A 26,695-nucleotide genomic window follows, 5' to 3' on the forward strand; every position below is an offset into this window, starting at 1 on the left:
TTATGACAACGATACTTTTATATGATTCTGGAATGGGCGGCTTAACCATCTATGATGCGGTTCGCCATCATTTTCCTAACGCACGCTATTTGTATTGCTTGGACAACGCCTTTTTCCCCTATTCGGAAAAATCCACGTCCCTATTAATTGAACGAGCGGAAAAAATCGTGGGAACATTAGCCGAGCAATTCGCTATTGATATGGTGGTGGTGGCGTGCAACACTGCCAGCACGGTGGTATTGCCTGCCTTGCGAGCCAAATTTGCCTTTCCCGTGGTGGGGACGGTTCCTGCCATTAAACCTGCCGCCAAATTATCGCAAACTAAAGTCATCGGTTTGTTAGCCACGAAAGGCACGATAGAACGGGATTATGTAACTGACTTAATTGAAAAATACGCCCCCGATTGCACCGTGGAAAAAATCGGCTCCACTGCGTTAGTGGAAATGGCAGAACAAAAACAACAAACGGGAAAACTGGATTTATCCCGTTTAGCCAACGAAATTAAACCGTGGCAACATATCACCGCACTCGACACCGTGATTTTAGGCTGCACCCATTTCCCCCTAGTGAAAGACGAATTACACCAATTATTACCGCAAGTGAAATACTTCGTCGACCCAGCCGAAGGCATCGCCAATCGGGTCGCCAGTTTATTGGCAGACGTGAGCGATGCAACCGCAGACAATATCGCTTTTTGTACCCAACGCCCCGATGATTTTCAGCAGAAAGAAAAGGTGTTAAAGGATTGGGGGTTTATGGAGTTGCGATTGTTGGCGGTGTAAAAAAAACACGCCTTGGGGCGTGTTTTTTTGGGGGGCTACTTTTTATTAGCCATTTTTTTAAAGTCGTTCCAATTATGGCAACCTGTTCCTTGAGAATTAGTTTTACAAGATTTTTTCCATTTTAACAGTTCTTTAAGATAGATTGTTTGTTCTTCTATTGGCTTGTCTCTAGTTATCTGCAACATTAAATAGTATGTTTTAGCATCAGGATTTCCTTTTTCTAACAGATCAAGTTCATATTGCATAGCGATAGCATCCATATTCTCCTGTTCAGACTTTGAACTTGGTAAAAGGAATTGTTCATTCTCAATGGCTTTTTCAACACGTTGCAATTTTTGTGTATCGCTAATAGCCAATGCAGAAGAACTGTTTAGTGCGAAGAAGGCGGTTAATAAGGCGGTGGCAGTGAGTTTTTTCATTTTCTTTCTCCATTTAAGATGTCTAATTTATCAAGATAGGCTCTGCCGTTAAGTTGGCTTTGTTCCCAAAGACGGCAGCTGGTTAGATTGTGTTTTTCCACGCAATTTTGCTCAAGCTCAAAAACCGCTCGAATTACGTCTTCTTTTGTAGATTTAGTACCGTTTTCTTCAAAAAATTTAATGGTGAGTGGATAAGTATCTACATAACCTAGATAACCTAATCCTGTTGGATTACTTTTTTTAGCAAGTTTAAGAGAGAGTGCTTTTACTTCATCAAAGTTGCCTTGTTGGGCATATTTTTGTAGTTGAGCAACGTCCGCTTGATCTTCTGTTGTATGAGTGTAAGCCAACGCACTTGTACAAAATAAGGCAGAAAATAGCGCGGTTGCGATTAGTTTTTTCATCAGTATTTCCTTATTGTAGTGGATATCAAAGAATGGTTTTAACGTAAAAGATTAAAACGAACGCATAATAACATTGTTTTTTTTTTGTACAATTTGTTATTATTTTAACCGCTTTATTTTTGAGCAAAACTCCAGTAATCAAAGGCACTCAATGACGGTTGGGTGCTTTTTTTTACGTAGTTTGGTTAAATCGCAATCGAATAAAGGAATTTTTCACTTTTTTTGCAAAAAACACTTGCAAAGGATTCTGAGATCTCTATAATACGCCCCACACAACGACGCACAGTTGTGAAAACTGAAACTTTCTAACGTGCGTCGTTTTATTTTCGCTAAAATAAGCGAACGTTCTTTAACAATTTATCAGACAATCTGTGTGGGCACTTGTTGATTGACTAGTTTTAAAAAATTAAATAAAACTTGAAGTCTTAATAGGTGCTTAACTTAGAAATTCATTAACTTTTTGTTCTTTTGGGAATGAAAAGAAAGATTTAAAAGCAAGCAGTTTATTGAGCGATCGAACTTAAATTGAAGAGTTTGATCATGGCTCAGATTGAACGCTGGCGGCAGGCTTAACACATGCAAGTCGAACGGTAGCGGAAAGTACTTGTACTTTTCGTGAGAGTGGCGGACGGGTGAGTAATGCTTGGGGATCTGGCTTATGGAGGGGGATAACGACGGGAAACTGTCGCTAATACCGCGTAATATCTTCGGATTAAAGTATGGGATCGCAAGACCATATGCCATAAGATGAGCCCAAGTGGGATTAGGTAGTTGGTAGGGTAAAGGCCTACCAAGCCGACGATCTCTAGCTGGTCTGAGAGGATGACCAGCCACACTGGAACTGAGACACGGTCCAGACTCCTACGGGAGGCAGCAGTGGGGAATATTGCGCAATGGGGGGAACCCTGACGCAGCCATGCCGCGTGAATGAAGAAGGCCTTCGGGTTGTAAAGTTCTTTCGGTGGTGAGGAAGGCTAATAAGTGAATAGCTTATTAGATTGACGTTAACTACAGAAGAAGCACCGGCTAACTCCGTGCCAGCAGCCGCGGTAATACGGAGGGTGCGAGCGTTAATCGGAATAACTGGGCGTAAAGGGCACGCAGGCGGTTACTTAAGTGAGATGTGAAATCCCAGAGCTTAACTTTGGAATTGCATTTCAGACTGGGTAGCTAGAGTACTTTAGGGAGGGGTAGAATTCCACGTGTAGCGGTGAAATGCGTAGAGATGTGGAGGAATACCGAAGGCGAAGGCAGCCCCTTGGGAAGATACTGACGCTCATGTGCGAAAGCGTGGGGAGCAAACAGGATTAGATACCCTGGTAGTCCACGCTGTAAACGATGTCGATTTGGGGATTGGGCTTTAGGCTTGGTGCCCGTAGCAAACGTGATAAATCGACCGCCTGGGGAGTACGGCCGCAAGGTTAAAACTCAAATGAATTGACGGGGGCCCGCACAAGCGGTGGAGCATGTGGTTTAATTCGATGCAACGCGAAGAACCTTACCTACTCTTGACATCCATAGAATCTAGTAGAGATACTGGAGTGCCTTCGGGAACTATGAGACAGGTGCTGCATGGCTGTCGTCAGCTCGTGTTGTGAAATGTTGGGTTAAGTCCCGCAACGAGCGCAACCCTTATCCTTTGTTGCCAGCATGTAAAGATGGGAACTCAAAGGAGACTGCCAGTGATAAACTGGAGGAAGGTGGGGATGACGTCAAGTCATCATGGCCCTTACGAGTAGGGCTACACACGTGCTACAATGGTGCATACAGAGGGCGGCAAACCTGCGAAGGGGAGCGAATCTCAGAAAGTGCATCGTAGTCCGGATTGGAGTCTGCAACTCGACTCCATGAAGTCGGAATCGCTAGTAATCGCAAATCAGAATGTTGCGGTGAATACGTTCCCGGGCCTTGTACACACCGCCCGTCACACCATGGGAGTGGGTTGTACCAGAAGTAGATAGCTTAACCGCAAGGGGGGCGTTTACCACGGTATGATTCATGACTGGGGTGAAGTCGTAACAAGGTAACCGTAGGGGAACCTGCGGTTGGATCACCTCCTTACCCAAAACGAGCGACAATAAGTGTCCACACAGATAGTCTGATAAAAAGTAGAAAAGAAAGAAAAAAGACCGCACTTTTGACTGCTTACTAGGTCGAGCAACATGAAAAAGGAAGTGCGAAAGAAAAGACAATAGATACTCTTTACCTGTTGTCCCCATCGTCTAGAGGCCTAGGACATCGCCCTTTCACGGCGGTAACCGGGGTTCGAATCCCCGTGGGGACGCCAATTAAAGATGATTTATTTATCTTACTGTTCTTTAAAAAATTGGAAACAAGCTGAAAACTGAGAGATTTTCGGGTTAATTGACGAAAGTGAATTAACACAAGAAAGTCTGAGTAGAAGAAAAAATCTTGACTGAACAAAAGCAGTCAAGTGTTTAGTTGAAACGCAATATCAATTGTTCTAAAAAAACATTTGAGGTTGTATAGTTAAGAGACTAAGCGTACACGGTGGATGCCTAGGCAATCAGAGGCGAAGAAGGACGTGCTAATCTGCGAAAAGCTTGGATGAGTTGATAAGAGGCGTTTAATCCAAGATATCCGAATGGGGAAACCCGCTAGATGAAGAATCTAGCATCGTTATTTGAATACATAGAATAACGAAGCAAACCGGGAGAACTGAAACATCTAAGTACCCCGAGGAAAAGAAATCAACCGAGATTCTGTGAGTAGCGGCGAGCGAAAGCGGAGGAGCCGTTAGTAATAGCGATAAAACTAAGAGAATGAACTGGGAAGTTCAACGACACAGGGTGATAGTCCCGTATCTGAAAGTTATATTGTGGTACTAAGCTAACAAGAAGTAGGGCGGAACACGAGAAATTCTGTCTGAAGATAGGGGGACCATCCTCTAAGGCTAAATACTCCTGATTGACCGATAGTGAACCAGTACTGTGAAGGAAAGGCGAAAAGAACCCCAGCGAGGGGAGTGAAATAGAACCTGAAACCGTGTACGTACAAGCAGTGGGAGCCCGCAAGGGTGACTGCGTACCTTTTGTATAATGGGTCAGCGACTTATATTTTGTAGCGAGGTTAACTGAATAAGGGAGCCGAAGGGAAACCGAGTCTTAACTGGGCGGTGAGTTGCAAGGTATAGACCCGAAACCCGGTGATCTAGCCATGGGCAGGTTGAAGGTTGGGTAACACTAACTGGAGGACCGAACCGACTAATGTTGAAAAATTAGCGGATGACTTGTGGCTGGGGGTGAAAGGCCAATCAAACCGGGAGATAGCTGGTTCTCCCCGAAATCTATTTAGGTAGAGCCTTATGTGAATACCTTCGGGGGTAGAGCACTGTTTCGGCTAGGGGTCCATCCCGGATTACCAACCCGATGCAAACTGCGAATACCGAAGAGTAGTGCATAGGAGACACACGGTGGGTGCTAACGTCCATCGTGAAGAGGGAAACAACCCAGACCGCCAGCTAAGGTCCCAAAGTACTAGTTAAGTGGGAAACGAAGTGGGAAGGCTTAGACAGCTAGGATGTTGGCTTAGAAGCAGCCATCATTTAAAGAAAGCGTAATAGCTCACTAGTCGAGTCGGCCTGCGCGGAAGATGTAACGGGGCTAAAACTAGTCACCGAAGCTGCGGCATCAAGAGTAATCTTGTTGGGTAGGGGAGCGTTGTGTAAGCGGATGAAGGTGAGTCGAGAGGCTTGCTGGACGTATCACAAGTGCGAATGCTGACATAAGTAACGATAAAACGAGTGAAAAACTCGTTCGCCGGAAGACCAAGGGTTCCTGTCCAACGTTAATCGGGGCAGGGTGAGTCGGCCCCTAAGGCGAGGCTGAAAAGCGTAGTCGATGGGAAACGGGTTAATATTCCCGTACTTGGATAAATTGCGATGTGGGGACGGAGAAGGTTATGCAAGCAGCCTATTGGATGGCTGTTTAAGCGTGTAGGTGGGGAAACTAGGCAAATCCGGTTTCCCATTCAACACTAAGGCGTGATGACGAGCTCCTAAGGGAGCGAAGTTGTTGATACCACACTTCCAGGAAAAGCCACTAAGCTTCAGGTTTATCTAAACCGTACTGAAAACCGACACAGGTGGTCAGGTAGAGAATACTCAGGCGCTTGAGAGAACTCGGGTGAAGGAACTAGGCAAAATAGCACCGTAACTTCGGGAGAAGGTGCGCCGGCGTAGATTGTAGTCTTTTACAGATGAAGGTTGAACCGGTCGAAGATACCAGCTGGCTGCAACTGTTTATTAAAAACACAGCACTCTGCAAACACGAAAGTGGACGTATAGGGTGTGATGCCTGCCCGGTGCTGGAAGGTTAATTGATGGTGTAATCGCAAGAGAAGCACCTGATCGAAGCCCCAGTAAACGGCGGCCGTAACTATAACGGTCCTAAGGTAGCGAAATTCCTTGTCGGGTAAGTTCCGACCTGCACGAATGGCATAATGATGGCCAGGCTGTCTCCACCCGAGACTCAGTGAAATTGAAATCGCCGTGAAGATGCGGTGTACCCGCGGCTAGACGGAAAGACCCCGTGAACCTTTACTATAGCTTGACACTGAACCTTGAATTTTGATGTGTAGGATAGGTGGGAGTCAGAGAAACTTAAACGCCAGTTTGAGTGGAGACGACCTTGAAATACCACCCTTTAACGTTTGATGTTCTAACGAAATATCCGGAACGGGTATTCGGACAGTGTCTGGTGGGTAGTTTGACTGGGGCGGTCTCCTCCCAAAGAGTAACGGAGGAGCACGAAGGTTTGCTAATGACGGTCGGACATCGTCAGGTTAGTGCAATGGTAAAAGCAAGCTTAACTGCGAGACGGACAAGTCGAGCAGGTACGAAAGTAGGTCATAGTGATCCGGTGGTTCTGAATGGAAGGGCCATCGCTCAACGGATAAAAGGTACTCCGGGGATAACAGGCTGATACCGCCCAAGAGTTCATATCGACGGCGGTGTTTGGCACCTCGATGTCGGCTCATCACATCCTGGGGCTGAAGTAGGTCCCAAGGGTATGGCTGTTCGCCATTTAAAGTGGTACGCGAGCTGGGTTTAGAACGTCGTGAGACAGTTCGGTCCCTATCTGCCGTGGGCGTAGGAGAATTGGTTGGGGCTGCTCCTAGTACGAGAGGACCGGAGTGGACGCATCCCTGGTGTTCCAGTTGTGTCGCCAGACGCATTGCTGGGTAGCTACATGCGGAAGAGATAAGTGCTGAAAGCATCTAAGCACGAAACTTGCCAAGAGATGAGTTCTCCCACCCTATAAGGGTGTAAGGGTTGTTGAAGACTACGACGTAGATAGGTAACATGTGTAAGCGGTGTGAGCCGTTGAGCTAAGTTATACTAATTGCCCGAGAGACTTAACTATACAACGCTCAAGTGTTTTTGGGTGGATTAAGCTAAGAACTAAATAAAGCAGTACAGACAAAAGAAAATCGAACAGACAGCTTGTTTCAAATTTTAGAAGAAGACTAAAAAATAAGTAGGGTCGTGATTTAAAAGGCCCAATCATCAAAGGAATAATCCTGATGGTCATAATGCAGTAGCGCCACCTGAACCCATGCCGAACTCAGAAGTGAAATGCTGTAATGCCGATGGTAGTGTTGGGTTTCCCAATGTGAGAGTAGGTCGCCATCAGGGATTTATTTGTTTAATTCATTTTTGTTGAGTGAATTAAACAAATAAAATTTTTTGGCAGTCATAGTGCAGTAGTTCCACCTGATCCCATGCCGAACTCAGAAGTGAAATGCTGTAACGCTGATGGTAGTGTTGGGCTTCCCAATGTGAGAGTAGGTCACTGCCAATTACCCTATTTGCGGAGTGGTAGTTCAGCTGGTTAGAATACCTGCCTGTCACGCAGGGGGTCGCGGGTTCGAGTCCCGTCCATTCCGCCAACTTATTTAGCTGATTTAATCAGCTCTCTCTTTACAGGGGCGTAGTTCAATTGGTAGAGCGTCGGTCTCCAAAACCGAATGCTGGGAGTTCGAGCCTCTCCGCCCCTGCCATTTTATCTCTTTATTATTAATCTGTGAATTTTTCATTCAGTAAATTTATACTTCAAGTATCGTAAATTTGTTGCAAATTTCAGATCATTGAGAGTTATTTACTTTAGTGCGGTGAAAAATTCATAATATTTTTAGCTTAATTACTTCAACTAAATTAATGATTTAATTTTTACCTTTGATCTGAGTCAAACTTTCGTCATATTTTTAACTTGAATTTCATGATTCTTCTATATATAGTGTTTTTATTTTTAATAAACACAATATATGGGGTTGTTATGGTTTCTTTTTCTGTTACGAAGCGAGATGGTTCACTTGCTAGTTTTGAAATTCAACGGATTATTAATGCCATCAAAAAAGCATCTAAAGCCGTCAATATTCACGATGAGCGTTATTATCACAAAATTGGGCAGCAAGTTTGTGATGAAATTTTTTCGACTTATCAAACAGAAATAGACATCAGCCATATTCAAAATATCGTAGAAAATAAATTAATGGCGAGTGAATATCCACAGGTAGCGAGAGCTTATATTGAATATCGCCACGATCGAGATTCTGCTCGTGAAAAACATAGCGCTTTAACTCGAGAAATTGAAGGGCTGATTGAGCAAACAAATATGGCGGTCTTAAATGAAAATGCCAATAAAGATGCCAAAGTTATCCCAACACAGCGAGACTTATTAGCCGGTATTGTCGCTAAACATTATGCTAAACAATATTTGTTACCAAAAGATGTAGTTGATGCTCACGAGAAAGGTGAAATTCATTACCATGATTTAGACTATTCCCCGTTTTTTCCCATGTTTAACTGTATGTTAGTTGATCTTAATGGCATGCTGACTCAAGGTTTTAAAATGGGTAATGCAGAAATTGAACCACCTAGATCCATTGGTACGGCAACGGCAGTAACCGCACAAATTATTGCTCAAGTAGCTAGCCATATTTATGGTGGGACAACCATTAATCGAATTGATGAAGTGTTAGCACCTTATGTACAAATCAGTTATGAGAAATTACTCAAAATTGCCGAACAGTGGCAAATTCCTGATCCACAAGGTTATGCCAATACGCTTATTGAAAAAGAATGTTTTGATGCGTTTCAATCTTTAGAATATCAAGTGAATACGTTACATACTGCAAATGGTCAAACCCCCTTTGTGACTTTCGGTTTTGGTTTAGGCACAAGCTGGCAATCTCGTTTAATCCAAAAATCTATTTTGCAAAATCGTATTCGTGGTTTGGGTAAGAATCATAAAACGCCTGTTTTTCCTAAATTAGTTTTCACGATCAAAAAAGGTGTGAATCATTCCATTCAGGATCCTAATTATGATATTAAACAATTAGCTTTAGAATGTGCTTCTAAGCGGATGTACCCGGATATTTTAAATTATGAGCAAGTGGTAAACGTCACAGGATCATTTAAAGCGCCAATGGGCTGTCGTAGTTTTTTAGGTAAATATCTAGAGCATGGACAAGAAATTCATGATGGACGTAATAATCTTGGCGTGGTGAGTTTAAATTTACCGCGTATTGCTTTAGAAGCGCGAGGTTCTGAATCGCGTTTTTATCAAATTTTAGATCAACGCTTAGCGGTTGCTAAAAAAGCCCTATTAACTCGTATTGCACGACTTGAGCAAACCAAAGCTCGAGTCGCGCCAATTTTATATATGGAAGGGGCTTGTGGCGTACGATTAAAAGCAGATGATGGTGTGGCGGAGATTTTCAAAAATGGCAGAGCGTCTATTTCTCTTGGTTATATCGGTATTTATGAGACAGTGAATGCGTTATATCAAGCTGGACATATTTATGATAGCGAAATTTTACGAGAAAAAGGCATCAATATTGTGCAACATTTAAGCCATGCGGTGAAATGTTGGAGTGCTGAAACGGGTTACGCTTTTAGCCTTTATTCCACACCGAGTGAAAACCTTTGTGATCGTTTTTGCCGTTTGGATACCAAACAATTTGGAATTATTGAGGGGGTGACGGATAAAGGTTATTACACCAATAGTTATCATCTCGATGTAGAGAAGAAAGTCAATCCATACGATAAGCTGGATTTTGAGATGCCATATCCACCGTTAGCCAGTGGTGGTTTTATTTGTTATGGGGAATATCCAAATATTCAGCATAATCTCAAAGCGTTGGAAGATGTGTGGGATTATAGTTATGACCGAGTGCCTTATTATGGTACAAACACACCGATTGACGAATGCTATCTTTGTGGTTTTACTGGTGAATTTGAGTGTACAAGTAAGGGTTTTACCTGTCCTAAATGTGGCAACCATGATAGTAATACGGTATCAGTCACTCGTCGTGTGTGCGGTTACTTAGGTAGCCCGGATGCTCGACCGTTTAATCCCGGTAAACAAGAAGAAGTGAAACGTCGGGTGAAACATTTATAATCTAAAGTGCGGTATTTTTGATAAAGGTTTTCAAAAATCACCGCACTTTCTCTCTTTCTAATAAAATGAATTATTTACAATATTATCCTGTGGATATCATCAATGGTGAAGGCACACGCTGTACGCTCTTCGTAAGTGGTTGCGAGCATGCTTGTAAAGGGTGTTATAATCAAAAAAGTTGGTCATTTAGTGCGGGTTTGCCTTTTGATAATTCCATGGAACAACAAATTATTCGAGATTTACAAGATACGCGTATTAAGCGTCAAGGTTTAACCCTTTCTGGCGGCGATCCCTTACATCCACGTAATGTGGAATGTTTATTACCATTTGTTAAACGAGTAAAACAACAATGTCCAGACAAAGATATTTGGCTATGGACAGGCTATACACTGGCAGAATTAAATGAGCAACAACGTAAGATGCTACCTTATATTGATGTGCTAATTGATGGTAAATTTATTCAAGAGCAAGCTGATCCAAGTCTAGTCTGGCGTGGTTCGGCTAATCAGGTAATATACCGGTTAAAGGAAAGTGATTTTTGAAAATGAAAGTATGGCAAATTTGATCTAATTAGATGCCAAAAATCTACACCTTAATTAGTTATTAGTCTAACTTTTGGGGTGTAGATTAAGTGCGGTTAGTTTTTACAAACTTTTAGAACAATACTCTCGCTCTAATCGTCCCCTCAATGGCTTTGAGTTTGGTTAATAAACCATCAGTATTCTCCGTTTCTACATCAATCACTACATAACCGATTTGCGGATCGGTTTGTAGGTATTGTGCAGCGATATTAATATTGCTTTCCACAAAAATTTGGTTAATTTTATTTAATATACCCGGTTTATTGTGATGAATATGTAATAAACGTTTTGTACCAATATGTTCTGGTAAAGAAACTTCTGGGAAATTGACCGAAGAAAGAGTTGATCCGTTATCGGAATATTTAACAAATTTATTTGCCACTTCGGTACCGATATTTTCTTGTGCTTCTGTAGTTGAACCACCGATATGTGGGGTTAAAATTACATTATCAAATTGACGTAACGGTGATTCAAACACTTCGTCCGCAGATGCGGGTTCCACGGGGAATACATCAATGGCAGCACCACGGATTTTTTTCTGTGCTAAGGCTTCAGCCAAAGCGTCAATATCCACCACAGTTCCACGAGCCGCATTAATGAAAATACAATCCTGTTTTAATTGAGCAATACGTTTTGCATTCATTAGGTTTTTGGTGGATGGCAATTCAGGTACGTGCAATGACACAATATCACTGGTGCTTAATAATTCTTCTAGTGATGAAATTTGTTGTGCATTTCCTAACGGCAATTTGGTTTCCACATCATAGAAAAATACATTCATTCCCAAGGATTCTGCAATAATACTTAATTGCGAACCAATATGACCATAACCCACAATGCCCAAACGTTTGCCTCGTACTTCTCGAGAACCCACCGCACTTTTATTCCATTCGCCACGGTGAACCTGTGCGTTGGCTGTTGGAATATTACGCATCAATAATAAAATTTCCCCTAGCACTAATTCCGCTACTGAACGAGTATTTGAGAATGGTGCGTTAAACACTGGAATCCCACGCACTTTCGCGGCATTTAAATCTACTTGGTTAGTGCCAATACAGAAACAGCCGATAGCAATCAATTTTTTTGCTTCGGCAATCACATCAGCGGTTAAATGCGTTCTGGAACGTAAGCCAACAAAATGGGCATCTTTAATGGCTACTTTCAATTCATCTGGCTCAAGGGCTTTTTTATGATATTCAATGTTGGTATAGCCTGCTGCTTGCAAAATATCTACCGCATTTTGATGCACACCCTCCAACAGCAAGAATTTAATTTTTGATTTGTCTAAAGACACTTTGCTTGTCATATTTAGGTTCCTTTAGTTATGTTGTGTTTTTAAATAAATGAAAGAAAAAGTGCGGTGCTTTATTTAATAATTTTTGCACCATCTGGCGTGCCAATAATCACGGTATTTGCCGCATTTAAAGCAAAAATCCCGTTAGTCACTACACCCGCCACATTGTTTAATGTTTTCTCCATTTCTACTGGATTTAGAATTTTGAAATTATGTACATCTAAAATGACATTGCCATTATCTGTAATCACATTTTCACGCCATTCTGGAGAGCCACCTAAAGCGACCAATTTACGTGCCACTTGAGAACGTGCCATTGGAATCACTTCGACAGGTAAAGGAAAGGTTGAACCTAACACATCGACTTGTTTTGAACTATCTACAATACAAATAAAATTCTTCGCCAATGATGCCACGATTTTTTCACGAGTTAACGCCGCACCACCACCTTTAATCATCATTTTTTGTGGATTAATTTCATCAGCACCGTCCACATAAATATCTAAGCTCGATACATCATTCGCACTGAAAACTTCAATGCCTTGCTTACGTAATAATTCTTCTGATGCTTTTGATGCCGCCACTGCACCTTTAATTTGGTCTGCCATGCTGCCAAGTACATCAATAAAACAATTCACCGTGGAACCACTACCAACTCCCACGATCATATCAGGTTTAACAAATTGTAAGGCGGCTTTAGCTGCCTGTTTTTTCATTTCGAGTTGATCCATTTTTAATCCTTAGTCTTTTGTAAAACGATTGCTACACTTTAATACTAAAAAGCGAGATAGACAAGCTAATCATACAGGAAATTATTGCATAGCCAGTGATAAAACCATTCATATTAATCAGGCAAAAATAATTCCAATAATTCATTTAAAAACAACTTGCCATGTTGGGTGATTTGCCAATGTTCGTGCGTTTCTTGTACATAACCTTGTTTAATTGCAAAATCTATCTGTTTTTGCACCGCACTTTGTGGTAGCCCTGTAAATTGTTCAAATTCTATTTTAGGCACCGCCTCCAACAAGCGAAAACGATTCATAAAAAATTCAAAACTGCGGTCAATTTCGGGAACGTTTTTTTGTTCATATAAATATTCACCACGCATATAACCTTTGGGGTGTTTGGTTTTACTGTAACGCAAGATTTCACCTGTGGTAAAACTCATTTTGCCATGGGAGCCACAACCAATCGCCAAATAATCGCCAAAACGCCAGTAATTTAAATTATGCTGACACTGGAAATCAGGTTTTGCATAGGCAGACGTTTCATATTGTTGATAACCTGCTTCGGTTAATAATTGATGCCCCTGTTCAAAAATATCCCAAAGTTCATCGTCATCTGGCAAACGTGGTGGGCGATAAGCGAACATAGTATTGGGTTCAATGGTGAGCTGATACCAAGATAAATGCGGTGGATTTAAGACAATAGCTTGGCGTAAATCATCTAATGCTTGTAGCAACGTCTGATTCGGCAAGCCGTGCATTAAATCTAAATTAAAACTTTTTAACCCAGAATCTTTGGCAAATTGCACCGCGGTTTTGGCTTCGTCTGCATTGTGAATACGTCCTAACGCTTGTAATTTTTCATCGTTAAAACTTTGAATGCCCATTGAAATACGTGTTACGCCTGCTTTAACATAACCCTTAAAACGCTCTGCCTCGGCGGTGCCAGGGTTGGCTTCTAAGGTAATTTCAATATTCGGTGAAAAGGGGATTTGTTGCTCAATCCCCTGTAATAATTGATGAATACTTTCCGCACAAAATAGGCTCGGTGTGCCACCACCAATAAAAATGGAATGTAAACAACGATCCTGTACGCTGTCTTTCAAACGTTCAAGATCTTGTTGTAAATCGGTTAACAGATGTTGTACATATTCCCTTTCTGGAATTTCGCCCTTTTGTGCATGGGAATTAAAATCACAATAAGGGCATTTTTGGACACACCAAGGAATATGCACGTATAAACTTAATGGCGGTAAGGTCAGTTGAGCCATTAACGTACAATCACCGCAGTACCGCTAGCGGTAATCATAAACATACTTTTTGAACCCGAACCGATGGACGTATAGTTTACTTCGACACCGACCACGGCATTAGCCCCTAAACGTTGGGCATTTTCGATCATTTCATTTAATGCCTCTTGGCGTGAACTGGTTAATTTACGTTCATAAGAGCCTGAACGTCCGCCAAAAATATCCGTTAATCCCGCAAAGAAATCACGAATAAAATTGGCTCCAGCCACCACTTCGCCAAATACTAATTCTTTATATTCAACGATTTGCTTGCCCTCAATACAATTTGTTGTGGTCACTAACATAGTTTTTCCTTATTTTTGTAATTTCATTTTTAATACGGCTAAAGCCTTGGCTCGATGGGAGATTTTTTTCTTCTCAGCGGGATCTAATTCCGCAAAAGTACAATTTTTTTCTGGGCTAAAAAATAAGCTGTCATAGCCAAAACCGTTTGATCCTTTTTCTACAAAATCAATTTGCCCGCAACATTCCCCCTCCGCAATAATGGGGCTTGGATCGGTTTCGTGTTGTAATAACACAATGCAACTGACGAATTTGGCTTGACGTTGTGCGGTGGGGACATCTGCTAATTTTTGTAATAATTTTTTGCGATTTAATGCTTCCGCATTTTCACCCTCAGCTCCCGCATAACGGGCAGAATATAACCCAGGTTCACCATTTAATGCGGCAACCACTAATCCGCTATCGTCCGCTATCGCTGGCAAGCCTGATAGTTTAGCCGCATAACGGGCTTTTAATAAGGCATTTTCCACAAACGTTAAACCCGTTTCTTCGGGACTTTCAATACCTAAATCCGTTTGAGCTATCACGTCAAAACCAAAATCCGCCAGAACATCTGACATTTCCTTGACTTTGCCTTGATTACCTGTTGCAAGTACGACTTTTTGTTTCATTTTCTCTCCAATTTTATTATGCTCTGTGGATTTTTTCATATTATAAAGATTTTTTCATCAAAGTGCGGTCATTTTTGTTTGAATTTTTGCTATAGTAACGCTAATTTAATTTGCCCGCTTGAAAGCAAGGATTTTTTATGGAAAAAATCATTATTGATGAAGACCAATTTATGCGAACCATTTCTCGTATTTCGCATGAAATTATCGAAAAGCACGCTGATTTAGATCAATTAATTATCGTGGGAATTAAACGTCGCGGTGCAGAAATTGCAGCTCTTATTAAACGTAAAATTAATGAGTTAACTCAACAAGAAATCCCCTCATTTGATTTAGATATCACTTTTTATCGTGATGATTTAGAATATGCCGAACCAAGCCATATCCCCGTATATAAAGGATCTTCTGATTATATTAATATACAAAATAAAACGGTAATCTTAGTAGATGATGTATTATTTACAGGTCGGACAATTCGGGCAGCACTTGACGCTTTGGTAGATTTTGGGCGAGCATCTAAAGTCGAATTAGTGATTTTTGTAGATCGTGGACACCGTGAATTACCGATTCGAGCGGACTATGTAGGCAAAAATGTACCTACCAGCCGTAATGAAAAGATACAAGTACGTACCATGAAATTTGATAGTTGCTACAATGTGGCTTTACTGTCACAATAGATAGCGGAACTTTTTGTGCCACCTGTAATCTAACAGGTTGTATTTAATTAACTTTTATTAACGGATAAATATGAAACTTCATTCTTTAAAATCAATTTTCTTAATTGCGATCAGTGCATTAGTGATTTCGATCAATGTACAAGCAGTTGAACAAGTAGTAGCGACCATTGATGGTACACCTATTTTAGAAAGTCAAGTTAGAAAAGCATTAGGTGGTAAAGCAAATACTGAAAGTAATCGTACTAAAGCATTAGATAACATTATTGATGATATGTTGGTACAAAAAGCCATTAAAGAATCAGGCGTTAAAGTGAACTCTGCTCAAGTCGATCAAATCGTGCGTCATATTGCGGCACAAAATGGCTTAACCTACGGTCAATTATTAGATGCGTTAGATTACCAAGGTATTTCATTACAACAATTCCGTAATAATATTGCTAATCAGATTTTAATGTCAGAAGTACGTAATCGTACTATTGGTAAATATATTGATGTCAGCCGTGAACAAGTAGAAGCCTTGAGTCATCAAATGTGGGAACAGGCGAAAAACAGTAGTAATCAACAAGCCTTAACCACAACACATTACAGAGTGCGTCATATTTTGTTAAAACTAACTCCATTATTGAATGATGAGCAAGCAAAAGCAGAGTTAAACAAAATTCGTACCGATATTGCTTCAGGTAAAACCACCTTTGAGAGTGCTGCTAAAGATTATTCAAAAGACTATTTATCAGGTGCCAATGGCGGTGATTTAGGTTTTGCTCCAGCTGATAATTATGTACCTGAATTTGCCAAACAAGTAGCAAATGCGAAAAGAGGTGCCATTACTGCACCATTTAAAACTGAATTTGGTTGGCATATTTTGGAAGTTACCGATACAAAACAAGGTAAAGCCAGTGAAAATATGTTCCATCAAAAAGCGTATGAAACGCTAGTAAATCAGCAATTACAAGAAGAATCCAAAGACTGGGTAAAAGCCTTGCGTAAAGGGGCGGATATTCAATATCTTGTTAAATAAACCATTTTCTCAGGTGGGCAATCGCCCACCTTTTTATTTTTTACCTTACATAATACATACAGTATGAATTCAAAACGACATTTAGGACATATCGCTCGAAAACGTTTCGGGCAAAACTTTTTACATGATGACAATGTGATTCAAGGCATTGTATCTGCGATTTATCCGCAAAAAGATCAATATCTGGTGGAAATTGGACCTGGCTTAGGGGCATTAACCGAACCTGTCGGTGAGCAAGTAGATCAGTTAACCGTAGTCGAATTAGACCGAGATCTAGCAGAACGCTTACGTCATCATCCTTTTTTACATCAAAAATTAAAGGTGATTGAAACCGATGCCATGCAATTTGATTTTGGCAAATTGTATGATGATGAAAAACTGGCGGAGAAAGGGCAAAAATTACGGGTATTTGGTAATTTACCCTACAATATCTCGACACCGTTAATGTTTCACCTATTCAAATTCCACGACAAAATCCAAGACATGCACTTTATGTTACAAAAAGAAGTGGTCAAACGCTTGTGTGCAGCCCCCAATAGCAAGGCTTATGGACGGCTGACGATTATGGCACAATATTTTTGCCAAGTCATGCCCGTATTAGACGTTCCACCAACGGCATTTAAACCCGCACCGAAAGTGGATTCCGCAGTGGTACGGTTAATTCCCCATCAGATTTTGCCAAATCCAGTGAAAGATCTGTATTGGTTAAATCGTGTGACCAGTCAAGCCTTTAATCAACGCCGTAAAACCTTGCGTAATGCCTTATCAACGCTATTTTCTGCGGAAAATCTCACCGCACTTGGGGTGGATTTAAATGCTCGTGCAGAAAATTTGACTATTGCGGATTATGCCAGATTAGCCAACTGGTTATATGATAATCCACCTGCAGAAGATAAAACGGAAATTTCCGATATTGATGACTAGGAGCGTAGATGTCAACTTACATTGTCGGCGACTTACACGGTTGCTATGATGAATTGCAACTTTTGTTAGAACAAGTTCAATTTGATGCCACGCAAGATGAACTTTATTTCACCGGTGATCTGGTTGCTCGTGGTGATAAATCCCTTGAATGTTTACGCTTTGCTAAATCTTTAGGGCAACGTGGTCATACGGTATTAGGCAATCATGATTTACATTTACTTTCCACCGCACTGGGTATTAAAAAAGTCAAAGCTCGAGATAAAGTAGATGCCATCTTTGCCGCCCCTGATTTTGCTGAATTAATGGATTGGCTACGTCATCAACCCTTGTTTATTCACCATGAAAAATTGAATTTTACCCTTGTTCACGCTGGCATTTCACCTGACTGGGATTTAAGCACAGCTCAACAATGTGCCAAGCAAGTCGAAGCGGTTTTACAATCCGACCACTATGCGGATTTACTCAAACAAATGTATGATAGCCACCCTAATCGTTGGTCGTCTGAATTAACGGGTATTGATCGTTTACGTTACATTATTAATGTGTTCACCCGTATGCGTTTTTGCTATGCGGATCATCGTTTGGATTTTGATTGTAAAGTGCCGTTAGATCAAGCTCCAACCGAATTAATGGCATGGTATCAATGCGATAACCCATTATTCCAAACCGAAAATATTATTTTTGGACATTGGGCAAGCCTTGTGGACACACCGACACCGAGTAATATTTATGCCTTAGATACAGGTTGTGCATGGGGTAATCGAATGACGTTGTTACGTTGGGAAGATCAGCGGTATTTTGTGCAAACGAGCTTGAATGCCACGATTGACTAGAAATGAACAAAACCGCGGTGAAAAAAATGAATTTTTTTCACCGCAGTTAGAGAGTTAGTAACGAGATTAATTTACATAACGACTAATTGCACCTGCAATTTCAGTGTCTTTATATAATGCTGAAACCACATCTTTCAACGTTGCATCTAAGGATTTTTGAATATCATCATTATTCACCCCCAATGCACCTTCATCAACACGGCTTGCACCAAAGTTCTTAGTAAAGTTACCTTTAAACCCTTGAACGTGAACTTCTAGCTGAACTTTAGAGGTAATTTTATGGCGAATATTACCCTCTTCCACTTTCGCATAAAAATCTTTTACCGTCACTAGTACATTCGTATTTACGCCACTGTCGGCTAAACGAAAACCTTTTGCGTTCAAATCTTGTTGAATCACTTGTTGAAATAATTTTTCTACTGCTGGAGAAGAATACAATTTAAATAATGCACTATTCATTGTGTAGCTTGAGATTTCAGGTTGGCTACGTCCATCTTTACTCACCACATTGACAATCGCTTTTTGATTTTGTGCATTAAATGCTGTCGTTGCTGTTGGAGATTGTGGATTGAAACTTAATGTATTGCTCGGGGTGTTGGAGCAGCCTACCAATAAAATTGTACTTGCCACTAATGTAGCCAATGAGATTGTTTTACTTAACTTCATGATTGATCCTTTAATGTCAAAATTTATATGGTTATATTCTTGCAAACTTCGTCAATAATGTATAGCCTTTCTATGCAAAAATTTTATGTTAGGAAATCATCTATGTCAAAACAACAAGAATTAGAAAAACGTTTAATTGCAGAATTTCAACCGCACTTTGTGAAGATTGAAAATGAAAGCTATATGCACAGTTCAGGAAAAGGGGCAAATTCACATTTTAAAATTGTGTTAGTCAGCGACAAATTTAATGGTATTCGTCAAGTTGCTAGACATCGTTTAATTTATCAACTATTTGTCGAAGATCTAGCCAACGGTATTCATGCTTTGGCTCTGCATACTTACACTTTGCCAGAATGGCAAAATTTACAAGGTAACTATCCTAAATCACCGAACTGTGTGGGGGGAGGACTATAACTCTACTAAGGTATATTTAAAATATTTTCACCTTTTTTTAACAAAAATACATAAAAAAATACAGTTAAACTGGAAGAACGGTCGGATTTTAGTTAAAATACTTTGTTATTATTGTTTTTTAATGAACAACAACACCGAATTTGAGTTTTTATTTTTATGATTTCTAGGGGGACTATTTTTATTCCTTTCTATGTTATCGCTCAAAGTGCGGTCATTATTTAAAATGTTTTTGCTATTTTAAATAGTGACTTAATTTTCAACCCTAACGAAAAGTAGTGCAAATAATGATTACGATTAAAAAAGGCTTGGATCTTCCTATTGCAGGAAAACCAGAACAAGTAATCCGTGACGGCAACACCGTGACAGAAGTTGCTATGCTTGGCGAAGAGTATGTGGGTATGCGTCCTTCAATGAAGGTACGTGAAGGTGATGCGGTGAAAAAAGGTCAGGTACTTTTTGAAGATAAAAAAAATCCGGGCGTCGTTTTCACTGCTCCTGCAAGTGGTACTGTAACTGCGATTAATCGTGGTGCCAAGCGTGTATTACAATCTGTAGTAATTACTCTAGAAGGTAATGAACAAGAAACTTTCTCTAAATACGACGTTTCAGCGTTAAACCAATTAAGCGAACAAGACGTTCGTCAGAATTTACAATCTTCAGGCTTATGGACAGCATTTCGTACTCGTCCATTTAGCAAAATTCCTGCGGTAGATGCCGTACCATCATCTATTTTTGTGAATGCCATGGACACCAATCCATTAGCTGCTGATCCTGCAGTGATTATTGAACAATATACAGATGATTTTACTAATGGTTTAACTGTGTTAGGTCGTTTACACAATAAAATTAATCTGGTGAAAGCTGCTGATGTAACATTACCAAGTGCTAGCACCACCCTTGTTCATGATGTGAAAGGGGCTCATCCAGCAGGTTTAGTGGGTACACATATTCATTTCATCGATCCCGTCAGTTTCACTAAACACGTGTGGCATTTAAACTATCAAGATGTGATTGCGATTGGTAAATTGTTTACCACTGGTGAATTATTTACTGACCGAGTGGTTTCTTTGGCGGGTCCACAAGTGAAAAAACCACGTTTAGTCCGTACTTGTCTAGGTGCAAATCTATCACAACTTACAGCAAATGAATTAAACAGTGGTAATAACCGTGTTATTTCTGGTTCTGTATTACATGGTGCAACTGCACAAGGTCCACACGATTATTTAGGTCGTTATGCCTTGCAAGTGTCGGTGTTAGCCGAAGGTGACGAAAAAGAATTTATGGGTTGGATCACGCCGCAACCAGGTAAATATTCCATTACTCGTACCGTATTAGGTCACTTTAGCCGTAAATTATTCAATTTTACCACCGCAGTTAATGGTGGCGACCGTGCCATGGTACCAATTGGTTCTTATGAACGTGTGATGCCGTTGGATATTTTACCCACCTTATTATTACGTGATTTAGCCGCTGGTGATACGGATTCAGCACAAGCATTAGGTTGCTTAGAGTTAGATGAAGAAGATTTAGCCCTTTGTACCTATGTTTGTCCAGGTAAAACCGATTATGGTGTGTTATTGCGTCAAGCATTAGAAAAAATCGAGAAGGAAGGTTAAAAATGGGTTTAAAACATCTTTTTGAAAAAATGGAACCCGCATTCCTACCAGGTGGTAAATTTGCTAAACTTTATCCTGTATTTGAGGCTATGTTTACCTTGCTTTACACACCAGGTACGGTAACAAAGAACGGTACTCACGTGCGTGATGCGATTGATTCAAAACGTATGATGATCACTGTGTGGTTAGCATTGTTCCCAGCCGTATTCTACGGTATGTATAACGTAGGTCATCAATCTATTCAGGCGATTGCAAGTCTTGCTACAACTGTTGATGCGTCAGCTGCCCATGACTGGCACTATGTGATTGTTCAGTGGTTAGGTTTAGATGTTTCTTTAGATGCTGGTATCGGCAGTAAAATGGCATTAGGTGCGGTGTTTTTCCTACCAATTTACCTAACTGTTTTCTTGTTAGGTTCGGCTATTGAAGTTGCCTTTGCGGTAGTTCGTGGTCACGAAGTTAATGAAGGTTTATTCGTAACAACAATTCTGTTTGCTTTAGTTGTTCCACCAACCTTACCATTATGGCAAGCGGCTTTAGGGATTACTTTCGGTTTAGTAGTAGCGAAAGAAGTATTCGGCGGTGTAGGTAAAAACTTTATGAACCCTGCCCTTGCTGGTCGTGCATTCCTATTCTTCGCTTACCCAGCCCAAATTTCAGGTGATGCAGTTTGGACTGCAGCGGATGGTTTCTCTGGTGCAACCGCTCTTTCTCAATGGGCGCAAGGTGGTGAAGCGGCATTAAAACACATTTCCACTGGTCAACCTATCACGTGGATGGATGCATTTTTAGGCAATATCCCTGGTTCAATGGGTGAAGTATCAACCCTTGCCTTGATTATCGGCGGGTTAATTATCTTATTCGCTCGTATTGCTTCTTGGCGTATTATTGCTGGTACTTTCTTAGGTATGGTGATTACAGCGACAGCCTTTAATCTAATCGGTTCTTCGACCAATGCAATGTTCTCAATGCCTTGGCACTGGCACTTAGTGTTAGGTGGATTCGCCATCGGTATGATCTTTATGGCAACCGACCCTGTTTCAGCATCATTTACTGAAAAAGGTAAATGGTGGTACGGTGCGTTAATCGGCTTTATGGCAGTATTAATTCGAGTCGTCAACCCTGCTTATCCCGAAGGTATGATGTTGGCTATTTTATTCGCTAACTTATTTGCTCCATTGTTTGACTACCTAGTGGTTCAAGCAAATATCAAACGTCGGAGAGTTCGCAATGTCTAAATTTAATAAAGATAGCGTAGGCGGCACATTAACCGTTGTCGTACTGTTAAGTTTGATCTGTTCTCTTGTGGTGGCTGGTGCTGCGGTATTGCTCAAACCAGCCCAAGATGTGCAGAAACAGCTTGATAAACAAAAAAATATTTTACAAGCCGCTGGTTTAATACAACCAAACATTAATATCCAAGAAGTCTATGCAAAATCTATTGAACCTAAAATCGTGGATTTAGCTACTGGCGACTATGTAGAGGGTATTAATAATTTTGATGCCAAAGCCGCTGCGAAAGATCCAAAAACCAGCATAGCTATTGCACCAGCAGACGATAAAGCACACATCAAAGTGCGGGCTAAATATGCAGAAGTTTATTTAGTTAAAGATGAAGCAGGCAAAACCACCCAAGTGGTGTTACCAATGTATGGTAATGGTTTATGGTCTGTGATGTATGGTTTTGTTTCTGTGGCAACCGATGCCAATACCGTGAAAGGGATTACTTACTATGAACAGGGGGAAACCGCTGGTCTTGGTGGTGAAATCGCCAATCCACTTTGGCAGAAAAAATTTGAACATAAAAAAATCTTCAACGAACAAGGTGAAGTTGCTTTAGGTGTGCATAAAGGAGGTTCAGCTGATGTGGAACATGGTGTAGATGCCTTATCAGGTGCAACCTTAACATCTAACGGTGTAGATGGTTCGATTAAATACTGGTTCGGTCCAAATGGTTTTGGTCCATATTTAACCAAATTCAAAGCAGCAATGGGGGCAAACTAATGGCAAGTTCTAATCTTAAAAAATTGTTGTTATCACCTATCGCTGATAGCAACCCGATTGCATTACAAATCTTAGGGATCTGTTCTGCATTGGCAGTAACGACCCAATTACAAACTGCGGTAGTCATGGCGATTGCGGTAAGTTTAGTAACGGCTTTTTCAAGTTTATTTATTTCTCTTATCCGTAACTATATTCCAAATAGCATTCGTATTATCGTGCAAATGGCGATCATTGCATCTTTAGTAATTTTGGTTGACCAAATTTTACGAGCTTATGCCTATGATTTATCCAAACAACTTTCGGTATTCGTTGGCTTGATTATCACCAACTGTATCGTAATGGGGCGTGCGGAAGCCTTTGCGATGAAATCAGCTCCATTAGAAAGTTTCGTAGATGGTATCGGTAACGGTTTAGGTTACGGTGCAATCTTAGTTACTGTAGCATTTTTACGTGAATTAATTGGTTCAGGTAAATTATTCGGGATAACCATATTCCAAACCATCAATGATGGTGGCTGGTATCAAACCAATGGTTTATTCCTATTAGCACCAAGTGCATTCTTTATTATCGGTTTCCTGATTTGGGGTTTAAGAACTTGGAAACCTGAGCAAGTGGAGAAATAAAATGGAACATTATTTAAGTCTATTTGTAAAGTCCGTATTTATTGAAAATATGGCACTTTCTTTCTTCCTTGGTATGTGTACATTCCTTGCAGTATCAAAGAAAGTTTCAACTGCCTTTGGTTTAGGAATTGCCGTTATCGTAGTATTGGGCATTGCCGTGCCAGCCAACCAATTAGTGTTTACCCACATCTTAAAAGATGGGGCATTAGTGGAAGGGGTGGATTTAACTTTCTTAAACTTCATCACCTTTATCGGGGTGATTGCTGCATTAGTACAAATTCTTGAAATGGTATTAGATAAATTTTTCCCAACACTTTACAGTGCGTTAGGGATCTTCTTACCATTAATCACGGTAAACTGTGCCATTTTCGGCGGTGTATCCTTTATGGTACAACGTGAATACAACTTCCCGGAATCTGTGGTGTACGGTATCGGTGCTGGCACTGGCTGGATGTTGGCTATCGTGGCTCTTGCAGGCTTAACCGAAAAAATGAAATATGCTGATGTACCAGCAGGTTTACGTGGTTTAGGTATTACCTTTATCACCGTAGGCTTAATGGCGTTAGGCTTTATGTCATTCTCAGGCATTCAATTATAAGGAGCATATCGTGGATAGTAATTTTATTTTCGGTATCGGCATTTTTACCGCCCTTGTATTGGTGCTTGCGGTGGTCATTCTATTTGCCAAATCTAAATTAGTGGACTCAGGCGATATTACCATCTCGATCAATGATGATCCTGCCAAAGCGATCACCTTGCCAGCAGGGGGTAAATTGTTAGGTGCTTTAGCCAGTAAGGGGATCTTCGTTTCCTCCGCTTGTGGTGGCGGTGGTTCTTGCGGTCAATGTGTGGTAAAAGTGAAATCAGGTGGTGGTGAAATTCTTCCAACCGAACTTTCTCATATTACCAAACGTGAAGCCAAAGAAGGTTATCGCTTATCTTGTCAGGTAAACGTCAAATCCTCAATGGATATTGAATTACCAGAAGAAATCTTTGGCGTGAAAAAATGGGAATGTACCGTTATTTCTAACGATAACAAAGCCACTTTCATCAAAGAACTTAAATTGGCAATCCCTGAAGGTGAAGAAGTGCCATTCCGTGCAGGTGGGTATATTCAGATTGAAGCTGAACCTCATACTGTGGCATACAAAGACTTCGATATTCCAGAAGAATATCATGAAGATTGGGATAAATATAATTTATGGCGTTATGTGTCAAAAGTCGATGAGCATATTATTCGTGCTTACTCTATGGCATCTTATCCTGAAGAAAAAGGCATTATTATGCTTAACGTACGTATCGCCACACCGCCACCACGTAACCCAGACGTGCCGCCAGGTCAAATGTCATCTTATATTTGGTCATTAAAACCAGGTGATAAAGTCACGATTTCAGGTCCATTTGGTGAATTCTTTGCTAAAGAAACCGATAATGAAATGGTATTTATCGGTGGTGGTGCTGGTATGGCACCAATGCGTTCCCATATCTTTGACCAATTAAAACGCTTACACAGTAAACGTAAAATGTCATTCTGGTATGGTGCTCGTTCAAAACGTGAAATTTTCTATGAAGAAGATTTCGATATGTTGGCTCGTGAAAACGACAACTTTGAATGGCATATTGCCTTATCAGATGCGTTACCAGAAGATAACTGGACAGGTTACACTGGCTTTATTCACAACGTACTTTATGAAAACTACTTGAAAAATCACGAAGCACCAGAAGATTGTGAATACTATATGTGTGGACCACCAGTGATGAATGCTGCTGTGATCAAAATGCTGAAAGATTTAGGCGTTGAAGATGAAAACATCTTGTTAGATGATTTCGGTGGTTAATTGACGTTTTGCCCCCCACAACCCTACGGGCAGCTCCCCCCGTAAACAGGGGGAGCGAAATATTTAAAACACTTTTTCTTCCCTCTGCTTGCGGGGGGAAGTCCCCGAAGGGGGATGGGGGGCTAATTAAGCGGTCAGGTTTTCTAACCGCTTTAACCATTTTCATAAAATAATAAAGCATTGACGTTATATTAAATCAAAAATATGAAACTAAAACACCTATTCACCCTAACCCTAAGCCTTTTCCTTGTTGCTTGTGGTAAACAACCTGAAATCATTACTCTAACAGGCAAAACCATGGGAACCACCTACCACATCAAATATATTGATGACGGCAAGGTAAGCCAAAAAGCAGAACAGGCTCATGAACAAATTGAAGTGATGTTGAAAAAAGTGAACGATCAAATGTCCACCTATATTCCGACCTCAGAATTAAGTCGCTTTAACCAAAATACCCAGATTAATCAGGCGATTGAAATTTCCCCTGAATTAGGCAACGTAATCGCCGAGTCCTTACGTTTAAACAAATTAACAGACGGAGCATTAGATGTTACGGTTGGACCTTTAGTCAATTTATGGGGATTTGGTCCAGAAAAACGTTTAGACCAACAACCTAGCCAACAGCAACTCAATGAACGTTTGGCTATCGTAGGGATTGATAAATTAAAATTAAATCATAATGGCGATAAATATAGTTTAGAAAAAAGCATTCCTCAGCTTTATGTAGATTTATCTTCCATTGCCAAAGGTTATGGCGTAGATCAAGTGGCGGATTATCTTGAAACAATCGGCACGCAAAATTATTTAGTGGAAATTGGTGGTGAAATCCGAGCCAAAGGCAAAAATGCAGAACATAAAGATTGGCAAATTGCCATTGAACAACCCAATTTTGATGGTTCTCGTTCCGTACAAAAAATTGTTGGCTTAAAAGATCTCGGCATGGCAACATCAGGAGATTACCGTAATTATTTTGAACAAAATGGCATTCGCTATAATCACGAAATCGATCCGAAAACAGGCTACCCTGTGCAACATAAATTAGCCTCTATTACCGTATTACACCCGTCCGCAATGACTGCTGATGGCTTGTCCACAGGATTATTTGTATTAGGTGAAGAAAAAGCCCTTACCATTGCAGAACAACAAGGCATTGCCATTTACATGATTATCAAAACAGAGAAAGGTTTTGAAACAAAAATGTCATCAAAATTCACCGCACTTTTCATGGAACAAAATAAATAAGGAAATATT

Annotated in this window: 23 protein-coding genes, 3 tRNA genes and 4 rRNA genes; 22 read left to right on the forward strand and 8 right to left on the reverse strand. The window is 40.6% G+C overall.

Translation table 11 applies throughout. The annotated features are described in order from the left end of the window. The first annotated feature begins 2 nt into the window (after nucleotides 1-2). Nucleotides 3-782, forward strand: a complete 780-nt coding sequence (murI, locus tag O1Q79_RS00285; protein ID WP_386692405.1) for a glutamate racemase — start codon at nucleotides 3-5, stop codon at nucleotides 780-782. A gap of 35 nt (nucleotides 783-817) precedes the next feature. On the opposite strand, the gene O1Q79_RS00290 is transcribed toward murI, so the two are convergent. Together O1Q79_RS00290 and O1Q79_RS00295 are read right to left on the reverse strand one after the other, a co-directional pair. Then, nucleotides 818-1,201 carry a hypothetical protein gene (locus O1Q79_RS00290; RefSeq protein WP_386692406.1) on the reverse strand — a complete coding sequence of 128 codons (384 nt, stop codon included), beginning with the start codon at nucleotides 1,199-1,201 and terminating at the stop codon, nucleotides 818-820. After that, the gene (locus tag O1Q79_RS00295) at nucleotides 1,198-1,605 is read right to left on the reverse strand and encodes a hypothetical protein (protein WP_386692407.1); all 408 of its coding nucleotides are present in this window, start codon (nucleotides 1,603-1,605) and stop codon (nucleotides 1,198-1,200) included. The genes O1Q79_RS00290 and O1Q79_RS00295 overlap by 4 nt, the downstream gene beginning before the upstream one ends. A gap of 522 nt (nucleotides 1,606-2,127) precedes the next feature. On the opposite strand from O1Q79_RS00295, the gene O1Q79_RS00300 reads away from it, so the two are divergent. The 9 genes from O1Q79_RS00300 (at nucleotide 2,128) to nrdG (ending at nucleotide 10,570) form a co-directional block, all read left to right on the forward strand. Continuing rightward, nucleotides 2,128-3,666, forward strand: a 16S ribosomal RNA gene (locus tag O1Q79_RS00300). A 150-nt stretch (nucleotides 3,667-3,816) separates the two neighbouring features. Next, nucleotides 3,817-3,892 (forward strand) — tRNA-Glu (locus O1Q79_RS00305). 201 nt (nucleotides 3,893-4,093) lie between these two features. Then, nucleotides 4,094-6,989: ribosomal RNA gene (locus O1Q79_RS00310) — 23S ribosomal RNA — on the forward strand. 156 nt (nucleotides 6,990-7,145) lie between these two features. Continuing rightward, nucleotides 7,146-7,261: ribosomal RNA gene (gene rrf, locus O1Q79_RS00315) — 5S ribosomal RNA — on the forward strand. Between the two features lie 50 nt (nucleotides 7,262-7,311). Further along, nucleotides 7,312-7,427 (forward strand): 5S ribosomal RNA (gene rrf / locus O1Q79_RS00320). Together the 16S, 23S and 5S rRNA genes with 3 tRNA genes alongside form the textbook arrangement of a ribosomal RNA operon. Before the next feature lie 11 nt (nucleotides 7,428-7,438). Then, nucleotides 7,439-7,515: transfer RNA gene (locus O1Q79_RS00325), tRNA-Asp, on the forward strand. Between the two features lie 35 nt (nucleotides 7,516-7,550). Beyond that, a tRNA-Trp gene (locus tag O1Q79_RS00330) sits at nucleotides 7,551-7,626 on the forward strand. Between the two features lie 275 nt (nucleotides 7,627-7,901). Then, nucleotides 7,902-10,028 (forward strand): anaerobic ribonucleoside-triphosphate reductase, encoded by a 2,127-nt coding sequence (gene nrdD / locus O1Q79_RS00335; RefSeq protein WP_386692408.1) that lies wholly within the window; start codon nucleotides 7,902-7,904, stop codon nucleotides 10,026-10,028. Nucleotides 10,029-10,093: 65 nt separating this feature from the next. Next, nucleotides 10,094-10,570 (forward strand): anaerobic ribonucleoside-triphosphate reductase-activating protein, encoded by a 477-nt coding sequence (gene nrdG / locus O1Q79_RS00340; RefSeq protein WP_386692409.1) that lies wholly within the window; start codon nucleotides 10,094-10,096, stop codon nucleotides 10,568-10,570. Nucleotides 10,571-10,682: 112 nt separating this feature from the next. Here the strand turns inward: nrdG and serA are convergent, their stop codons facing one another. The 5 genes from serA to rdgB all read right to left on the reverse strand — a co-directional run bounded on the left by serA (nucleotide 10,683) and on the right by rdgB (nucleotide 14,834). Beyond that, nucleotides 10,683-11,915, reverse strand: a complete 1,233-nt coding sequence (gene serA, locus O1Q79_RS00345; RefSeq protein ID WP_386692410.1) for a phosphoglycerate dehydrogenase — start codon at nucleotides 11,913-11,915, stop codon at nucleotides 10,683-10,685. 59 nt (nucleotides 11,916-11,974) lie between these two features. Continuing rightward, on the reverse strand, nucleotides 11,975-12,634 hold the full coding sequence (gene rpiA, locus O1Q79_RS00350) for a ribose-5-phosphate isomerase RpiA (RefSeq protein ID WP_386689322.1): 660 nt from the start codon (nucleotides 12,632-12,634) through the stop codon (nucleotides 11,975-11,977). Nucleotides 12,635-12,747: 113 nt separating this feature from the next. After that, entirely contained in the window at nucleotides 12,748-13,902 is a 1,155-nt protein-coding gene (gene hemW / locus O1Q79_RS00355; protein ID WP_386692411.1) for a radical SAM family heme chaperone HemW, read from the reverse strand. Continuing rightward, nucleotides 13,902-14,225: a YbjQ family protein gene (locus O1Q79_RS00360; RefSeq protein WP_386692412.1), complete on the reverse strand. Its 324-nt coding sequence runs from the start codon at nucleotides 14,223-14,225 to the stop codon at nucleotides 13,902-13,904. The genes hemW and O1Q79_RS00360 overlap by 1 nt, the downstream gene beginning before the upstream one ends. 9 nt (nucleotides 14,226-14,234) lie before the next feature. Next, nucleotides 14,235-14,834, reverse strand: coding sequence for an RdgB/HAM1 family non-canonical purine NTP pyrophosphatase (gene rdgB / locus O1Q79_RS00365; protein ID WP_386692413.1), 600 nt, complete (start codon nucleotides 14,832-14,834; stop codon nucleotides 14,235-14,237). Between the two features lie 137 nt (nucleotides 14,835-14,971). On the opposite strand from rdgB, the gene pyrR reads away from it, so the two are divergent. The 4 genes from pyrR (at nucleotide 14,972) to apaH (ending at nucleotide 18,283) form a co-directional block, all read left to right on the forward strand. Then, nucleotides 14,972-15,508, forward strand: a complete 537-nt coding sequence (pyrR, locus tag O1Q79_RS00370) for a bifunctional pyr operon transcriptional regulator/uracil phosphoribosyltransferase PyrR (RefSeq protein ID WP_386689304.1) — start codon at nucleotides 14,972-14,974, stop codon at nucleotides 15,506-15,508. Between the two features lie 70 nt (nucleotides 15,509-15,578). After that, nucleotides 15,579-16,526, forward strand: coding sequence for a peptidylprolyl isomerase (locus O1Q79_RS00375; RefSeq protein ID WP_386692414.1), 948 nt, complete (start codon nucleotides 15,579-15,581; stop codon nucleotides 16,524-16,526). Nucleotides 16,527-16,589: 63 nt separating this feature from the next. Then, complete coding sequence (gene rsmA / locus O1Q79_RS00380; RefSeq protein WP_386692415.1) at nucleotides 16,590-17,450, forward strand: 16S rRNA (adenine(1518)-N(6)/adenine(1519)-N(6))-dimethyltransferase RsmA; 861 nt, start codon at nucleotides 16,590-16,592, stop codon at nucleotides 17,448-17,450. An 8-nt stretch (nucleotides 17,451-17,458) separates the two neighbouring features. Beyond that, nucleotides 17,459-18,283: a bis(5'-nucleosyl)-tetraphosphatase (symmetrical) ApaH gene (gene apaH / locus O1Q79_RS00385; protein ID WP_386692416.1), complete on the forward strand. Its 825-nt coding sequence runs from the start codon at nucleotides 17,459-17,461 to the stop codon at nucleotides 18,281-18,283. A gap of 66 nt (nucleotides 18,284-18,349) precedes the next feature. Here apaH and O1Q79_RS00390 read toward each other — a convergent pair whose 3' ends face one another. Then, a complete protein-coding gene (locus O1Q79_RS00390; RefSeq protein ID WP_386692417.1) occupies nucleotides 18,350-18,949 on the reverse strand; it encodes a YajG family lipoprotein in 600 nt (199 codons plus the stop codon). Between the two features lie 102 nt (nucleotides 18,950-19,051). Between O1Q79_RS00390 and O1Q79_RS00395 the strand changes: the two genes are divergently transcribed. The 8 genes from O1Q79_RS00395 (at nucleotide 19,052) to O1Q79_RS00430 (ending at nucleotide 26,686) form a co-directional block, all read left to right on the forward strand. Further along, nucleotides 19,052-19,363, forward strand: a complete 312-nt coding sequence (locus O1Q79_RS00395) for a BolA family protein (RefSeq protein WP_386692419.1) — start codon at nucleotides 19,052-19,054, stop codon at nucleotides 19,361-19,363. A 284-nt stretch (nucleotides 19,364-19,647) separates the two neighbouring features. After that, on the forward strand, nucleotides 19,648-20,979 hold the full coding sequence (locus tag O1Q79_RS00400; RefSeq protein WP_386692420.1) for a Na(+)-translocating NADH-quinone reductase subunit A: 1,332 nt from the start codon (nucleotides 19,648-19,650) through the stop codon (nucleotides 20,977-20,979). A 2-nt stretch (nucleotides 20,980-20,981) separates the two neighbouring features. Next, entirely contained in the window at nucleotides 20,982-22,217 is a 1,236-nt protein-coding gene (locus tag O1Q79_RS00405; RefSeq protein ID WP_386692421.1) for an NADH:ubiquinone reductase (Na(+)-transporting) subunit B, read from the forward strand. After that, nucleotides 22,210-22,983 (forward strand): Na(+)-translocating NADH-quinone reductase subunit C, encoded by a 774-nt coding sequence (locus O1Q79_RS00410; protein WP_386692422.1) that lies wholly within the window; start codon nucleotides 22,210-22,212, stop codon nucleotides 22,981-22,983. Before O1Q79_RS00405 ends, O1Q79_RS00410 begins: the two co-directional genes overlap by 8 nt. Then, nucleotides 22,983-23,606, forward strand: a complete 624-nt coding sequence (locus O1Q79_RS00415) for an NADH:ubiquinone reductase (Na(+)-transporting) subunit D (RefSeq protein WP_386689286.1) — start codon at nucleotides 22,983-22,985, stop codon at nucleotides 23,604-23,606. The genes O1Q79_RS00410 and O1Q79_RS00415 overlap by 1 nt, the downstream gene beginning before the upstream one ends. A gap of 1 nt (nucleotide 23,607) precedes the next feature. Continuing rightward, on the forward strand, nucleotides 23,608-24,204 hold the full coding sequence (nqrE, locus tag O1Q79_RS00420) for an NADH:ubiquinone reductase (Na(+)-transporting) subunit E (protein ID WP_386689284.1): 597 nt from the start codon (nucleotides 23,608-23,610) through the stop codon (nucleotides 24,202-24,204). 10 nt (nucleotides 24,205-24,214) lie between these two features. Then, nucleotides 24,215-25,444 (forward strand): NADH:ubiquinone reductase (Na(+)-transporting) subunit F, encoded by a 1,230-nt coding sequence (nqrF, locus tag O1Q79_RS00425; RefSeq protein WP_386692423.1) that lies wholly within the window; start codon nucleotides 24,215-24,217, stop codon nucleotides 25,442-25,444. A gap of 204 nt (nucleotides 25,445-25,648) precedes the next feature. After that, nucleotides 25,649-26,686 (forward strand): FAD:protein FMN transferase, encoded by a 1,038-nt coding sequence (locus O1Q79_RS00430; protein WP_386692424.1) that lies wholly within the window; start codon nucleotides 25,649-25,651, stop codon nucleotides 26,684-26,686. The last annotated feature ends 9 nt before the right edge of the window (nucleotides 26,687-26,695 follow it).

The organism is Lonepinella sp. MS14434, assembly GCF_042468235.1.
Classification (GTDB): Bacteria; Pseudomonadota; Gammaproteobacteria; order Enterobacterales; family Pasteurellaceae; genus Lonepinella.

Coding starts and splice junctions, on each gene's coding strand:
- rsmA (WP_386692415.1), top strand. CDS start 16,590: ATGAATTCAAAACGACATTTAGGACATATCGCTCGAAAACGTTTCGGG.
- O1Q79_RS00415 (WP_386689286.1), top strand. CDS start 22,983: ATGGCAAGTTCTAATCTTAAAAAATTGTTGTTATCACCTATCGCTGAT.
- rdgB (WP_386692413.1), bottom strand. CDS start 14,834: ATGAAACAAAAAGTCGTACTTGCAACAGGTAATCAAGGCAAAGTCAAG.
- O1Q79_RS00395 (WP_386692419.1), top strand. CDS start 19,052: ATGTCAAAACAACAAGAATTAGAAAAACGTTTAATTGCAGAATTTCAA.
- O1Q79_RS00295 (WP_386692407.1), bottom strand. CDS start 1,605: ATGAAAAAACTAATCGCAACCGCGCTATTTTCTGCCTTATTTTGTACA.
- apaH (WP_386692416.1), top strand. CDS start 17,459: ATGTCAACTTACATTGTCGGCGACTTACACGGTTGCTATGATGAATTG.
- serA (WP_386692410.1), bottom strand. CDS start 11,915: ATGACAAGCAAAGTGTCTTTAGACAAATCAAAAATTAAATTCTTGCTG.
- O1Q79_RS00400 (WP_386692420.1), top strand. CDS start 19,648: ATGATTACGATTAAAAAAGGCTTGGATCTTCCTATTGCAGGAAAACCA.
- murI (WP_386692405.1), top strand. CDS start 3: ATGACAACGATACTTTTATATGATTCTGGAATGGGCGGCTTAACCATC.
- O1Q79_RS00360 (WP_386692412.1), bottom strand. CDS start 14,225: ATGTTAGTGACCACAACAAATTGTATTGAGGGCAAGCAAATCGTTGAA.
- pyrR (WP_386689304.1), top strand. CDS start 14,972: ATGGAAAAAATCATTATTGATGAAGACCAATTTATGCGAACCATTTCT.
- O1Q79_RS00290 (WP_386692406.1), bottom strand. CDS start 1,201: ATGAAAAAACTCACTGCCACCGCCTTATTAACCGCCTTCTTCGCACTA.
- rpiA (WP_386689322.1), bottom strand. CDS start 12,634: ATGGATCAACTCGAAATGAAAAAACAGGCAGCTAAAGCCGCCTTACAA.
- O1Q79_RS00410 (WP_386692422.1), top strand. CDS start 22,210: ATGTCTAAATTTAATAAAGATAGCGTAGGCGGCACATTAACCGTTGTC.
- O1Q79_RS00430 (WP_386692424.1), top strand. CDS start 25,649: ATGAAACTAAAACACCTATTCACCCTAACCCTAAGCCTTTTCCTTGTT.
- O1Q79_RS00405 (WP_386692421.1), top strand. CDS start 20,982: ATGGGTTTAAAACATCTTTTTGAAAAAATGGAACCCGCATTCCTACCA.
- O1Q79_RS00390 (WP_386692417.1), bottom strand. CDS start 18,949: ATGAAGTTAAGTAAAACAATCTCATTGGCTACATTAGTGGCAAGTACA.
- nrdD (WP_386692408.1), top strand. CDS start 7,902: ATGGTTTCTTTTTCTGTTACGAAGCGAGATGGTTCACTTGCTAGTTTT.
- nrdG (WP_386692409.1), top strand. CDS start 10,094: ATGAATTATTTACAATATTATCCTGTGGATATCATCAATGGTGAAGGC.
- nqrE (WP_386689284.1), top strand. CDS start 23,608: ATGGAACATTATTTAAGTCTATTTGTAAAGTCCGTATTTATTGAAAAT.
- O1Q79_RS00375 (WP_386692414.1), top strand. CDS start 15,579: ATGAAACTTCATTCTTTAAAATCAATTTTCTTAATTGCGATCAGTGCA.
- hemW (WP_386692411.1), bottom strand. CDS start 13,902: ATGGCTCAACTGACCTTACCGCCATTAAGTTTATACGTGCATATTCCT.